Source organism: Mixta hanseatica (genome assembly GCF_023517775.1).
Taxonomy (GTDB): domain Bacteria; phylum Pseudomonadota; class Gammaproteobacteria; order Enterobacterales; family Enterobacteriaceae; genus Mixta; species Mixta hanseatica.
The window spans coordinates 2,219,811-2,233,158 of the sequence record NZ_CP082904.1 but is presented as its reverse complement, the minus strand read 5'-3'; the positions used below and the strand labels follow the sequence as shown (position 1 = coordinate 2,233,158).

The window sequence follows — 13,348 nt, the reverse complement described above, 5'->3', positions numbered from 1 at the left end:
CGTCCGCGCCCGGCTGTCAGTCGGGCTGACAGAGCCACGCCACCAGCGTCGCGAGATGTGGTGGCGTTTCTTTTCCTTCGCGGCTGATTAAGCTATAAGCCGCGCCGGTTTTCACCGCAGGGGCGAACGGGGCGATCAGCCGCTGTGCCGCCAGGTCGCTTTTCACCAGTTTGATATCCGCAACGGTCACGCCAAATCCCTGAATCGCCGCGCCGATAGCCAGATCCATAGTGGCGAAGTGCTGATTACGCCGCATAGGCAGTTCAACCTTTTGCGCCTTTAGCCACAGCTGCCAGTCGCGCTCGTCATTGGTGGGATGCAAAAAAGTAAAGCGGGCGAGATCGGCGATGGTTAGCGGCGGGTTATCCAGCAGGCTCTCTGCCATTACCGGCGTCAGCCGTTCCTCAAACAATAGATGGCTGCCCACTGGGGCGATGCCGTAGACGATGGCCGCATCGAAATTTTCCAGCTGATAATTATGCGCCAGGGTGGTCGTCAGCTTAACGTGCAGCTCGGGATGCTGCTGCTCCAGCTGCACCAGCTTCGGCAGTAGCCAGCGCATAACGCAGCTGGGCGCGCGCAGGCTCAGGGCATTATCGGGCTGACGCGCCTGTTCAGCCGCGTTCAGCATCAATTCATAGCCCTGTTTCAGCTGCGGCAGCATAGCCGCGCCGCGCGCGGTCAAATGCAGGCCGCGTGCGTGACGATCGAACAGGGCAAAGCCCAGCCATTTTTCCAGCGCGGCGATTTTACGGCTTACCGCGCCCTGCGTCAGACAGAGCTCATCGGCGGCACGGGTTAAATTAAGGTGGCGCGCGGTAACCAGAAAAGCATAAACGGCATTCAGCGGCAGCGGTTGATGAACCATAAGCATCCTGAGCTATGAGTTTTACGCATAGCTATTATGACAACAATTCGCTTGCCGTCACAAGTGGGCTCGGTTTGAATGGATATATAATTAATATGTATATTTATTCACTGAGGTATGGGATGACTTTGTCTTCGACGGTAACGCTGCGCTCAAAACTGCCGGATGTCGGCACCACTATCTTTAGCGTCATCGGACAGCTTTCCGCACAGCATCACGCCATTAATCTGGCGCAGGGCGCCCCCGACTTTCCCTGTGATGAGGCGCTAATCGCCAGCGTGAATCAGGCGATGCGCGCCGGTCATAATCAGTATGCCCCGATGACCGGGCTCCCGGCGTTAAAAGAGGCGCTGGCGGAAAAAGTTCACACGCTGTATGGCCAGGCTTATGACGTTGCCAGCGAAGTGCTGATTACCGCCAGCGCCAGCGAAGGACTCTATGCGGCGATCGCCGGGCTGGTGCATGCCGGTGATGAGGTGATCTTTTTTGAACCGGCCTTTGACAGCTATGCGCCGGTAGTCCGTTTGCAGGGTGCGACGCCGGTAGGATTAAAGCTCAAGGTGCCGCAGTTTGCTATCGACTGGGATGAAGTACGCGCAGCTATAACGCCGCGTACCCGCATGATCATTATCAATACGCCGCATAACCCCAGCGGGCAGGCGCTTAGCGCCGACGATCTGGCGCAGCTCGCCGCGCTGACGCGCAACAGCGACATTATCGTACTTTCCGACGAGGTGTATGAGCATATCCTGTTCGACGGGCGCCGCCATCATAGTATGGCGACTCATCCTGAGCTGGCGCAGCGCAGCGTTATTGTCTCATCCTTCGGCAAAACCTTTCACGTTACTGGCTGGCGCGTCGGCTATTGTCTGGCGCCCGCCGAGCTGATGAAGGAGGTGCTCAAGGTGCATCAGTTTTTAATGTATGCCGCCGACACGCCCATGCAGGTTGCTTTTGCCGACTGGCTGCGCGAGCCGTCTCACTATCATTCGCTGGCGGGGTTCTATCAGCAGAAGCGCGATCTGCTGGCGTCGCTGCTGCAGGAATCGCCGTTCGAACTGCTGCCGACCGCCGGTTCCTTTTTTATGCTGGCAAGCTATCGCCACTTTAGCGACGAAAGCGACAGCGAGATGGTGAAACGGCTGATCATCGAGCATGGCGTGGCCACCATCCCACTCTCTGCCTTTTATAGCGACGGAACGGATAACCGTTTAATCCGGCTCTCATTCGCCAAAGATGAGACGACGTTACAGGCGGGCGCGCAGGCGCTCTGTCTGCTTAAAGCACGCTAATTACCATGAGGAAAAACCATGAAAAAACACGCCTGGCTTTGGCTGGCATTCGGCCTGTTTAGCGCCACGCAGGTCGCGGCGCAGGGTACGCTGCGCTTTGGTGTAGAGTCGCAATATCCGCCGTTTGAGAGTCGCAACGCGCAGGGCGAGCTGGAAGGGTTCGATATTGAACTGGGTCAGGCGATTTGTCAGGCGGGGCGCTTCTCCTGCAGCTGGGTGGAAAGTAGCTTTGACGCGCTGATCCCTGGTCTGATGGCGAAAAAATTCGACGCGATCAATTCAGCAATGAATATCACCGAGGCACGGATGAAAAGCATCGCCTTTACCCAGCCGATCTACCGCATTCCCAGCATGCTGGTGGGCAAGGCAGATGCCGGCTTGCAGGCGGATGCCGCCGGGCTGAAGGGGAAAACTATCGGCGTGCTGCAGGGCTCGATTCAGGAAACCTACGCCAAGCGGCACTGGGAGCCGAACGGCGTAACCGTGACGGCTTATCAGGATCAAAACCAGGTGTATAACGATATGCTGGCCGGACGCCTGGACGGAACGCTGGTGATGTCGGCCGCCGGCCAGTCTGGCTTTCTGAATAAGCCTCAGGGCAAAGGATACGCTTTTATCGGCAAGGCGGTGGAGGATGATAAAATCCTCGGCTCCGGTATCGGCTTTGGCCTGCGTAAGGATGATGCGCAGCTGAAAAGCGAGCTGGATGCGGCGATCGTTAAGGTTCAGCAGGATGGCACGCTGCAAAAACTGGCGGAGAAATATTTTCCCGGCATCGATGTCAGCGTGACTCAACCTTAAGCGCCCATGGAAGGCTGCAGACGTTAACCTGGCGTGTCAGAGAGCAGAAAGGGTCACCCGCGGGTGACCCTTTGTTTATTGCGCCGCCAGGTAGCAGAGCTTTTCCGCCACCAGATAAGATTTCACAAATGAGGGAACCGGCAGAAACTCAAAACGCGAATGGAAGTTATGCGCGCCGGTAAAAAAGTTGGGGGTTAGCAAACCCTTTGCCGACAGCGCCGCGCCGTCGGTGCCGCCGCGCATCGGCACCACTTTCGGCTCAATATCCAGTTCAGCCAGCGCGGTAAAAATCAGATCGATAGCGCGGCGGTCATCGCCAATGGCGTTGCTGATATTGCTGTAAATATCGCTCAGCGTCACCGCCACCTTACCGGTGGAATAGCGCGCGGCAATCTGCTGCGCGGCGTCGCGAATCTGCTGCTTGCGCTGATTGAAGCTCGCCAAATCAAAATCGCGAATTGAGGCTTTTAACCGCGCCTCGCTGGCATTGGCGGTGATTTCATTAAACCAGATATAGCCTTCGCGCCCGGCGGTCTGCTCCGGCGTCTGCTGGCGATCGAAAAGGGCGATAAAGTCGTGCGCCATCAGCAACGGATTCACCAGCACGCCTTTTGCCGACATCGGGTGGGCCGGCACGCCGGTAAAGATAATTTCCGCCGCCGCGCCGTTAAAGTTTTCATACACCACTTCGCCCAGCTCACAGCAGTCGATAGTCCAGGCAAAATCAACGTTGAAACGCGTTTCCAGATCCAACGCTTTGGCGCCGCGCAGGCCAATCTCCTCATCCGGCACAAAGGCCACCACCACGTCGCCATGATCGCCGTTAAGGTTTTCCATCAGTGTCATGACCACGCTAACCGCCGCTTTATTGTCGGCGCCCAGCACGCTGGTGCCGTCGCTAAAAATAATTTCCTGGCCACGGTAGGGCAGGATCTCCGGATGTTCGCTAACGCGCAGCCAGATATCCTGCTGCGTATTCAAACAGAGATCCTCGCCGGTAAAGCGTAGCGTCTGCGGATGAATATGCGGCGACAGACCGACATCTACGGTATCGATATGGGTGATAAAGCCAATGCGCGGCGCACCGGCTCGCTTGCCGGGCTTCACGGCGGTGACCGTGGCGTGCTGATCGATGGTGACCTGCTGCAGGCCAAGCGCCTCCAGCTCCGACGCCAGCAGGCGCGCCATCTGATGCTGTTCCGGCGTGCTGGGCAGGGTTTGCACAGCGGCATTGCTCTGACTGCTGACGGCAAGATAGCGGTAAAAGCGGTCGGTTAACTGGCGGGCCAGCCTGTCATTCATAGCGCTTCCTTATTCATGATGATTAAGTGTTCAGGGAACGGAGAAAACATGTTATTTATTAACCAGATGTTAAATTGTTTTACACATTGCCAGCGGATTAAGTCAACTAAAAGCGAGGACGGAGATGAAAAAAACCGTAACGGGCGTGGCGCTAATGATGCTGTTGAGCACGGCGGCAGCGGCGAAAACGCTGGTTTACTGCGCAGAGGGATCGCCAGAAAATTTTAACCCCCAGCTCTATACGTCCGGCACCAGCGTTGACGCCAGCGCCGTGCCCATTTTTAACCGGCTGGTAGAGTTTAAAACCGGCACCACGGAACTGGAACCCAGCCTGGCGCAACACTGGGATATCAGCCCCGACGGCACGGTTTACACCTTCCATCTGCGCCAGGGCGTGCATTTCCACAGCAACAAATATTTTAAGCCGACGCGCGACCTGAACGCTGACGACGTGATTTTTTCCTTTATGCGACAGATGGACAGTAAAAACCCTTACCACACCGTCTCTGGCGGCACCTACGCCAATTTTGAAAGTCTGGAATTCAGCACGCTGATCAAGAAGATTGAAAAAGTGGACGATCACACGGTGCGCTTCACCCTGGCGCATGCTGAAGCGCCGTTCCTGGCCGATTTGGCGTGGTACTTCGCCTCTATTCATTCCGCTGAATATGCCGATAAGATGTTGAAGGCGGGCACGCCGGAGCGCGTCGACCAGGAGCCTATCGGTACTGGGCCTTTCCAACTGATGCAGTATCAAAAAGATTCGCGCATTCTCTATAAAGCCTTTCCCGGCTACTGGCAGGGCAAAGCGAAGTTGGATCGACTGGTTTTTACCATTACGCCTGACGCCTCGGTACGCTATGCCAAGCTGGAAAAGAATGAATGCCAGGTGATGCCGTTTCCCAATCCGGCCGATCTGCCGCGAATGCGGCAAAACCCCGATCTGGTGCTGATGCAAAAGTCGGGTCTGAATACCGGCTTCCTTGCCTTTAATACGCAAAAGCCGCCGCTGGATAATGTCAAAGTGCGTCAGGCGCTGACCATGGCGATCAATAAGCCAGCTATTATTGAGGCGATCTTCCATGGCACCGGCAGCGCGGCGAAAAATCTGTTACCGCCCGATGTCTGGAGTGCCGACAGCGCATTGCAGGACTATGCATGGGACCCGGAACAGGCGAAACAGCTGCTGACGCAGGCCGGCATTACGCCGGGTACCACCATCGATCTCTGGGCGATGCCGGTGCAGCGTCCTTATAATCCCAACGCGCGGCGCATGGCAGAGATGATCCAGTCGGACTGGGCGAAAGTGGGCATTAAGGCGCGCATTGTCAGCTATGAGTGGGGAGAGTACCTGAAGCGGGTGAAAAACGGCGAGCATCAGGCGGCGCTGATGGGCTGGACCACCGCCACCGGCGATCCGGATAATTTCTTTAGCCCGCTGTTTAGCTGCACCGCCGCCAACGGCGGTTCCAACTCGTCTAAATGGTGTTATCAACCGTTTGAAAAGCTGATTAATCAGGCGCGCACCGAGCAGGATCACAACCAGCGCATTCAGCTATACCAGCAGGCGCAGCAGATCATGCATGATCAGGCGCCGGCGGTCATGATCGCCCATTCAACCCTGTTTGAACCGGTGCGTAAGGAAGTGACGGGTTACCAAATCGATCCTTTCGGCAAACACATCTTTTATCAGGTGGATGTTAAACCCTGACCGGCAGGCCGCATCAGATTGATTAAAGCCAGGCGCGGGCCAGGCCCGCGCCGCCTTGAAAACGATCAGCAACAGGCTTCGGCTTGTGGAAAAAGGATTTTACGGCGCCGCAACCAGCGATGTTTGATTAATATTCGTGAACAATCTCACAGCGCCTCTTTTTTCCCTGCCGCAATTCATGAACTCTCTCGCAAAATAATATGCTCGCTATGGAAACCGGTTTCCATATTGTTTCCTATAGGCAGGTCGAAACCGTGAGAAGGTAAAGGTCATGTATAAAATAATGCTTTGCTGTTCCGCCGGAATGTCTACCAGCATGCTGGTAAAGAAAATGCAGGATGAAGCCGCCAGTCGCGGGCTGGAAGCGGAAATCGCCGCTTTCAGCGCCACCGAATTTGATGAGCGCTTTGCCGATTACCAGGTGGTGCTGCTGGGGCCGCAGGTGAAATATATGCAGGCGAGTCTGGCGGCGAAAACTGCCAGCATCGGCATTCCGGTCGCCACCATCAATATGATGGATTACGGCACCATGCGCGGCGATAAGGTGCTGGATTATGCGCTACAGCTGATTGAGCAGAAAGGGGGGGCATGATGGCATCACTTTATCAGGGCTTAATTGACATCATTGAGCGGAAAATTACGCCGCTGGCCGGCGCTGTCGGCCAGCAGCGGCATGTTATCGCTATCCGCGACGGTTTTGTCTCAGCATTGCCGTTTATGATCATCGGCTCGTTTATGCTGGTATTTATCTTCCCGCCGTTTGCCGCAGACAGCCAGTGGGCTTTCGCGCGCGGCTGGCTCGATTTTTCCCTGCGTCATCGTGACCAGCTGATGCTGCCGTACTATCTCAGCATGGGCGTGATGACCTTTTTCATCTCGGTTGGCATCGGCGCCAGCCTGGGGCGGCACTATAAGCTCGATCCGGTAATGACCGGCCTGCTGGCCTTTATGGGCTTCCTGCTGGTGGCCGCGCCTTATCAGGACGGTAAAATCGCTACCGATTATTTCTCCGGCCAGGGCATTTTTACCGCGATCCTCACCGCTATCTACACCAGCGAAATCTATGCGCTGCTGAAGCGGAAAAATATCACTATTCGCCTGCCGAAAGAGGTGCCCACCGGCGTGGCGCGCTCGTTTGAAATTTTGATCCCGGTGATAGTAATTGTCGCCACGCTGCATCCGCTGAATTTGCTGGTCGCCTCCTGGACCGGGATGATCATCCCACAGGCGATTATGCATCTGCTGCAGCCGCTGGTATCCGCTTCGGATTCCTTACCGGCGGTACTGCTTTCAGTGCTGATTTGCCAGATCCTCTGGTTTGCCGGCATCCATGGCGCGCTGATCGTCACCGGCATTATGAATCCGTTCTGGCTGACCAACCTGGCCGCCAACCAGGCGGCGCTGGAAGCGGGGCAGGTTTTGCCGCATACCTATCTGATGGGCTTCTGGGATTTCTATCTGTTAATTGGCGGCGTTGGCTCTACGCTGCCGCTGGCATTCCTGCTGCTGCGCAGTCGGGCGGCGCACCTGCGCACCATCGGCAAAATGGGCATCGTGCCGAGCTGTTTTAACATCAATGAACCGATTCTTTTCGGTATGCCAATCATTATGAACCCGCTATTTTTCCTGCCGTTTATCCTGGTGCCGATGATTAACGCCGTCTTCGCCTGGACCGCAACCAAGCTGGGCTGGGTGGCGCAGGTGGTCTCAATGGCCCCCTGGACCACGCCAGCGCCGATTGGCGCGTCATGGGCGGCAAACTGGGCGTTCAGTCCGGTGATTATGTGTTTGTTCTGTATGGCGCTTTCCGCTCTGATCTATCTGCCATTCGTGAAAGCGTGGGAGCGCAGCCTGTTGCAGCAGGAAGCGCAGGCGAATGAAAGCGCAGCGGCGCCCGGCGCCGGATTGCAAACCCCCTGAGGAGCCACTTCATGCATTATCAGTTTCCCGCAGACTTCTGGTGGGGCAGCGCCAGCAGCGCGCCCCAAACCGAGGGCGCCAGCCTGCAATTTGGCAAAAGTGAAACCATCTGGGATCGCTGGTTTGCCGAATCACCGACCCGCTTTCATCGTCAGGTTGGACCTGCGCACACCTCGGGGTTCTACCAGCACTGGCGTGAAGATATCGCGCTGCTAAAACAGTTGCGGCATAACACCTTTCGTACCTCAATAGCCTGGTCGCGCTTGATTCCCGACGGACGCGGCGCAGTGAACCCGGAGGCGGTACGCTTTTATAATCAGGTCATTGACGAAATGCTCAGCCAGGGCATCACGCCCTTTATCAATCTGTTCCATTTCGATATGCCGATGGCGATGCAGCAAATAGGCGGCTGGGAAAATCGCGAGGTGGTGGAGGCGTACGCGCAATATGCGCAAACCTGCTTCCGGCTGTTTGGCGATCGGGTAAAACACTGGTTTACCTTTAATGAGCCGATTGTGCCGGTAGAGGGCGGCTACCTGTATGATTTCCATTACCCTTGTGTGGTGGATTTTCGCCGGGCGGCCACGGTGGCTTTTCATACGATGCTGGCGCACGCGCGGGCAGTACAGTTATTCCGCGAGGGGGAGTATGCGGGTGAAATCGGCATTATTCTTAATCTGACGCCTTCTTATCCACGCTCGACGCATCCGGCCGATCAACAGGCTGCGCACATCGCCGACCTCTTTTTTAACCGCAGCTTCCTCGATCCGGCGCTGCTGGGCCACTATCCGGCCGAGCTGGTGGCGCTGCTGGAAGAGCATCAGCAGTTGCCCGTCAGCCAGCCCGGTGATAGCGCGTTACTGGCGGAAGGGCGTGTCGATGTGCTCGGCGTCAACTACTATCAGCCGCGGCGGGTAAAATGCCGCGATGCGCTGGTCAATCCGCACAGCCCGTTTATGCCCGAGTGGTTTTTCGATCACTATGCGATGCCGGGGCGCAAAATGAATCCGTATCGCGGCTGGGAAATCTATGAAAAGGGCATCTATGACATTCTCAGCAATCTACGCCAGCATTATGGCAACCCGCGCTGTTTCATCTCTGAAAACGGCATGGGCGTGGAGGATGAACAGCGCTTTGAGCAGAACGGCCAGATTCAGGATGACTATCGCATCGACTTTGTGCGCGAGCATTTAATTTGGCTGCATCGGGCGCTACAGGAGGGATCGCACTGCCTGGGGTATCATATGTGGACCTTTATCGATAACTGGTCATGGAGCAACGCTTATAAAAACCGCTATGGTTTTGTGCAGCTTGACCTTGACAGTCAGCAGCGCCGCGTGAAAAAAAGCGGTGAGTGGTTTGCACGCGTAGCCAGCGAGCGTGGGTTTACGCAAAACAGCGATTGAGCGGAGAGATAAGTACCCCTATGGCGAGTATTAATGATGTTTCGCGCCTGGCTAAAGTATCAAAAGCAACCGTTTCCCGGGTGCTTAGCGGCAGTCGCGGCGTTAAGGACGAGAGCCGCGATGCTGTGCTGCGCGCCGTTGAGAAACTGAACTATAAACCGAACGCGATTGCCCAGTCTTTAAGCTACCAAAAAACCCACTGCATCGGCGTTATCTGCGCTACTGAGCATGTCCAGCAGGCTACCGGCTATCTGCAGGCGCTGGAAAAAGCGCTTAGTCAGGATGGCAAACATCTGCTGCTGCGCTTTGCTAATAGCGCACCGGCGGTGGCGGTGGCGATGGAGGAGCTGGGAGCCGGGCGCTGTGATGCGGTGATGGTAGTGGGCGCACGCTTTGCGTTGCCGGAGGAGGCGAAACAGGCGGTGCTGATCGATTGTCTTGACGGCGGCGAAGGGCCGCAGCTGGCGATCGATTACCAGTTCGCCAGCCTGACCGCCTGTCATTACCTTTTCAGCCAGCAGCGGCGCAAAATCGTGCTGTTTAATTTTAGCCACGGCGAGGCGGCAGAGCAGGTGTTGGCGGGTTATTGCGCGGCGCTGGAAAGCGCGGCGCTGCCCTATAATCGTCAGCTTATCTGTGGACAGGAAGAGTCGGTTAGCGTTGCGCTGCAGACGTTGATCAATCGTCATACCGCTTTCGATGCGCTGCTGGTCACCGACTATATAAAAAGCCGCGAGGCGATCGCGCTGCTGCGGCGCTATCAGCGTCAGGTGCCGCAGGAGGTGATGGTATTCAGCCTGGACGGCGCGGTGCCGGTGGTAGGCGCGCCTGAGATGCCGCAAATGGCATGGCCGCTGGATATGCTGGCGCAGCGGGCGCTGCAGCTTATCCGCGGCGAGCAGTCCTGCTTTCCTCCGCTACGCGGCAGCCTGATTGCGCCTTAAGAAGGGGGATGCGTTGCGTGACAGCGTCACTTTTTACTTGCAGTCCGCCAGACGTAGCGGACACGGGGTACGGGAAGCAAGCGGCAGCTCTGTGCCGCTTGCTTATCCGCCTTAGCTGAACTGTAAATAGGCAACGTGGGTTTGCAGATATTCCTCCAGGCCATGACGCCCGTCCGCGCCGCCGATGCCGGACTTACGCCAGCCAGCATGAAAACCCTGCATTGCTTCAAAATTCTCGCGATTGATATAGGTTTCGCCAAATTTTAACTGGCGCAGGGCCAGCATGGCGGTATTCAAATTTTGCGTATAGAGCGAGGAGGTCAGGCCATATTCACTGTCGTTAGCCAGCGCAATCGCCTCGTCCAGCGTGCGGAACGTGGTAACCGGCAACACCGGGCCGAAAATCTCTTCCTGCATGATCGCCATATCCTGCGTAACCCCGCTCAGGATTGTGGGTTGAAAGAAATAGCCCGTCGCACCGGCCCGCTTACCGCCGGCAATCAGCTGCGCGCCCTGTTGTAACGCATGCGCTACTTTTTCTTCCACGCGCTGCAGGGCGGCGGCATTGATCAGCGGCCCCATATCCACATCGTGCTGTTCCGCCGGGTTGCCGTAGGTGATCTTGCTGAACGCTGCCGTCAGGCGCGCCATAAAGGCGTCATAGATGCCCTCCTGCACGTAGACGCGCTCTGCGCAGTTACACACCTGACCTGAATTGATGATGCGCGAGCTGACAATGGCTTTTACCGCCAACTCAACATCGGCATCGTTCATGACAATCGCTGGCGCTTTACCGCCCAGCTCCAGCGACACTTTAGTGACGTTCTGCGCCGCCGCTGTCATGGTCTGAATACCGGCATTAACGCTGCCGGTCAGGCTGACCATGCCGACCTTCGGATTAGCGGCCAGCTCCTGGCCCACTACCGGACCGTAGCCGAAAACAATATTGAACACCCCTTTCGGCAGGCCTACCTGCTGCACGATTTCTGCAAAGATCACGGCGTTAAGCGGCGTCACTTCGCTGGGCTTCAGCACAATCGTATTGCCGGTGATCAGCGCCGGCGCGGCTTTACGCGCGATCAGAAAGAAAGGGAAGTTCCACGGCAGAATGCCGGTGGTGACGCCAATCGCCTTTTTAAAGACGAAAATGTTTTCATTGGGGCGATCGCTCTGCACGATTTCGCCTTCATAGCGTCGCGCCCACTCCGCCATATAATCCAGATAATCGGCGGTAAACAGCACTTCGGTTTGCGCCAGCCCCTGGGTTTTGCCGCCTTCGGCAACAATGGTTGCGGTCAGCTCCGGCTCGCGCTGGCGAATGGCGGCGGCGATTTTATGCAGCCAGACGCCGCGCGCTACCGCGGGTAACGCTTCCCACTGCGGCTGTGCCGCCTCCGCTGCATCAATGGCGCGCTGCGCGTCTTCACGGCTGCCTTCCGGCACCTGGGCAATCACCGCTTCCGTCGCCGGGTTAATCACGTCAATCCATGCGCCCTGATGAGACTGAAATTCACCGTCGATATACATTTGTTTTTGAATGGTTGCCATGCGCCCGCTCTCCGTTATCAATTCTGCTTCTTCTGGTTAATAAAAAGATATGAAATTGTTTAATCTCGCCACCTTTACCTGGGGGCCGGGAATTCACCTTCCGTTGAATGCCATTTATTCCGGTTCACTGGCAAAAATACAGAAATTGACCTGACCTGGATTACATAACCTGAAATTACGCTTTTACAGCAATAATTTAACGCCAAAGGCGCCGGACAATGCGCAGAAGGGACGCTGTGATTAATTTGTGATCGTTATCGCCGGGACCTGCTGATTTTTGCCATCACAATCCGCAGGCGGGCAGCCAGCGAAAGGCTGGCGAGGAAATGAACTCTTTAGACTCGCAGTAATCGGGAGTCTCTTCTCCTGCTGGCCTCAACCTTACTAAGGAATAACGATGAACAACGCAATCCTTGCCGGCATTCTCTGGCATCTGGTCGGTGCCGCCAGCGCCGCCTGTTTTTATGCCCCGTTGAAACGCGTCAGAAACTGGTCATGGGAAACGATGTGGTCAGTGGGCGGCGTTATGTCCTGGTTAATTCTGCCCTGGTCGGTCAGCGCGGTGCTGCTGCCCGATTTCTGGGGATATTTCCAGCAATTCAGTTTGTCGCAGCTGCTGCCGGTGTTTTTGTTCGGCGCCATGTGGGGAATCGGTAATGTTAACTATGGACTAACGATGCGCTATCTCGGCATGTCGATGGGCATTGGCATCGCTATTGGCATTACGCTGGTGGTCGGTACGCTGATGACGCCGCTGCTGCAGGGGCGCTTTATGGTACTGTTCAGCTCTGCCGGCGGGCGAATGACGCTGCTGGGCGTACTGATTGCGCTGGTCGGGGTGATCATTGTTTCCCGCGCGGGTTTCCTGAAAGAGCGTGCGCTGGGCATCAGCGCGGAAGAGTTCAACCTGAAAAAGGGGTTAGTACTGGCGGTGCTGTGCGGCATTTTTTCCGCCGGCATGTCATTTGCAATGGATGCGGCAAAACCGATGCACGAAGCTGCCGCCGCTGCCGGTATCAACCCGCTATACGTTGCGCTGCCGAGCTATGTAGTCATCATGGGGGGTGGGGCGTTGGTAAACCTGGCTTACTGCTTTGTGCGTCTGGCGGTAAAACCAACGCTGTCGGTAAAAGCGGATTTCTCTCTGGCGAAACCCCTGCTGGGAGCGAATATCGCCTTTGCCATGCTTGGCGGCCTGATGTGGTATCTACAATTCTTTTTCTATGCCTGGGGCCACGCCAATATTCCGGCGCAGTATGACTTTGTCAGCTGGATGCTGCATATGAGCCTGTATGTACTGTGCGGCGGCATCGTCGGATTGCTGATGAAAGAGTGGCACGCGGTAGGGCGTCGTCCGGTCAGGGTGCTTTCGGTGGGGTGTCTGGTCATTATTCTGGCGGCGAACGTAGTTGGCATGGGCATGGCCGGTTAACGGGCGGGCGGCCTGGCGGCAACAGAGCCAGGCCGCGGCCTGTTTGCAGCCCCTGGCGATTTTGCCACAGCCGCCGCTTTGGGGCGGGCGCCAGAGGGAAAAGCGCCCCGTTCCTACCGACAAC

General features: G+C 56.5%; 11 protein-coding genes. 8 read left to right on the top strand and 3 right to left on the bottom strand.

Annotated elements, in window-relative coordinates; genetic code table 11:
- Window positions 1-16: 16 nt before the first annotated feature.
- Window positions 17-868, bottom strand: coding sequence for a LysR substrate-binding domain-containing protein (locus tag K6958_RS10775; protein WP_249891114.1), 852 nt, complete (start codon window positions 866-868; stop codon window positions 17-19).
- Between the two features lie 122 nt (window positions 869-990).
- Between K6958_RS10775 and K6958_RS10770 the strand changes: the two genes are divergently transcribed.
- Both K6958_RS10770 and K6958_RS10765 read left to right on the top strand, forming a co-directional pair.
- Entirely contained in the window at window positions 991-2,160 is a 1,170-nt protein-coding gene (locus K6958_RS10770; RefSeq protein WP_249891113.1) for a methionine aminotransferase, read from the top strand.
- Between the two features lie 18 nt (window positions 2,161-2,178).
- Window positions 2,179-2,961, top strand: a complete 783-nt coding sequence (locus K6958_RS10765) for a transporter substrate-binding domain-containing protein (protein ID WP_249891112.1) — start codon at window positions 2,179-2,181, stop codon at window positions 2,959-2,961.
- Window positions 2,962-3,036: 75 nt separating this feature from the next.
- On the opposite strand, the gene pepT is transcribed toward K6958_RS10765, so the two are convergent.
- Entirely contained in the window at window positions 3,037-4,263 is a 1,227-nt protein-coding gene (pepT, locus tag K6958_RS10760; protein WP_249891111.1) for a peptidase T, read from the bottom strand.
- 124 nt (window positions 4,264-4,387) lie between these two features.
- Between pepT and K6958_RS10755 the strand changes: the two genes are divergently transcribed.
- From K6958_RS10755 to K6958_RS10735, 5 genes are all read left to right on the top strand, one after another.
- Entirely contained in the window at window positions 4,388-5,974 is a 1,587-nt protein-coding gene (locus K6958_RS10755) for an ABC transporter substrate-binding protein (RefSeq protein ID WP_249891110.1), read from the top strand.
- Between the two features lie 271 nt (window positions 5,975-6,245).
- Window positions 6,246-6,566: a PTS sugar transporter subunit IIB gene (locus K6958_RS10750; RefSeq protein ID WP_249891109.1), complete on the top strand. Its 321-nt coding sequence runs from the start codon at window positions 6,246-6,248 to the stop codon at window positions 6,564-6,566.
- Window positions 6,566-7,894: a PTS sugar transporter subunit IIC gene (locus K6958_RS10745; protein WP_249894665.1), complete on the top strand. Its 1,329-nt coding sequence runs from the start codon at window positions 6,566-6,568 to the stop codon at window positions 7,892-7,894. The genes K6958_RS10750 and K6958_RS10745 overlap by 1 nt, the downstream gene beginning before the upstream one ends.
- 11 nt (window positions 7,895-7,905) lie before the next feature.
- The gene (locus tag K6958_RS10740) at window positions 7,906-9,300 is read left to right on the top strand and encodes a glycoside hydrolase family 1 protein (protein ID WP_249891108.1); all 1,395 of its coding nucleotides are present in this window, start codon (window positions 7,906-7,908) and stop codon (window positions 9,298-9,300) included.
- A 20-nt stretch (window positions 9,301-9,320) separates the two neighbouring features.
- Window positions 9,321-10,244, top strand: a complete 924-nt coding sequence (locus K6958_RS10735) for a LacI family DNA-binding transcriptional regulator (protein WP_249891107.1) — start codon at window positions 9,321-9,323, stop codon at window positions 10,242-10,244.
- A gap of 111 nt (window positions 10,245-10,355) precedes the next feature.
- On the opposite strand, the gene aldA is transcribed toward K6958_RS10735, so the two are convergent.
- Window positions 10,356-11,792 (bottom strand): aldehyde dehydrogenase, encoded by a 1,437-nt coding sequence (gene aldA / locus K6958_RS10730; protein WP_249891106.1) that lies wholly within the window; start codon window positions 11,790-11,792, stop codon window positions 10,356-10,358.
- A gap of 397 nt (window positions 11,793-12,189) precedes the next feature.
- Here aldA and rhaT point away from each other — a divergent pair, with 397 nt between their 5' ends.
- The gene (rhaT, locus tag K6958_RS10725) at window positions 12,190-13,224 is read left to right on the top strand and encodes an L-rhamnose/proton symporter RhaT (protein WP_249891105.1); all 1,035 of its coding nucleotides are present in this window, start codon (window positions 12,190-12,192) and stop codon (window positions 13,222-13,224) included.
- Window positions 13,225-13,348 lie beyond the last annotated feature (124 nt).

Excerpts from the sequence above, each read along its gene's own strand:
- K6958_RS10775 (WP_249891114.1), bottom strand. The coding sequence starts at position 868 with ATGGTTCATCAACCGCTGCCGCTGAATGCCGTTTATGCTTTTCTGGTT.
- K6958_RS10770 (WP_249891113.1), top strand. The coding sequence starts at position 991 with ATGACTTTGTCTTCGACGGTAACGCTGCGCTCAAAACTGCCGGATGTC.
- K6958_RS10765 (WP_249891112.1), top strand. The coding sequence starts at position 2,179 with ATGAAAAAACACGCCTGGCTTTGGCTGGCATTCGGCCTGTTTAGCGCC.
- pepT (WP_249891111.1), bottom strand. The coding sequence starts at position 4,263 with ATGAATGACAGGCTGGCCCGCCAGTTAACCGACCGCTTTTACCGCTAT.
- K6958_RS10755 (WP_249891110.1), top strand. The coding sequence starts at position 4,388 with ATGAAAAAAACCGTAACGGGCGTGGCGCTAATGATGCTGTTGAGCACG.
- K6958_RS10750 (WP_249891109.1), top strand. The coding sequence starts at position 6,246 with ATGTATAAAATAATGCTTTGCTGTTCCGCCGGAATGTCTACCAGCATG.
- K6958_RS10745 (WP_249894665.1), top strand. The coding sequence starts at position 6,566 with ATGGCATCACTTTATCAGGGCTTAATTGACATCATTGAGCGGAAAATT.
- K6958_RS10740 (WP_249891108.1), top strand. The coding sequence starts at position 7,906 with ATGCATTATCAGTTTCCCGCAGACTTCTGGTGGGGCAGCGCCAGCAGC.
- K6958_RS10735 (WP_249891107.1), top strand. The coding sequence starts at position 9,321 with ATGGCGAGTATTAATGATGTTTCGCGCCTGGCTAAAGTATCAAAAGCA.
- aldA (WP_249891106.1), bottom strand. The coding sequence starts at position 11,792 with ATGGCAACCATTCAAAAACAAATGTATATCGACGGTGAATTTCAGTCT.
- rhaT (WP_249891105.1), top strand. The coding sequence starts at position 12,190 with ATGAACAACGCAATCCTTGCCGGCATTCTCTGGCATCTGGTCGGTGCC.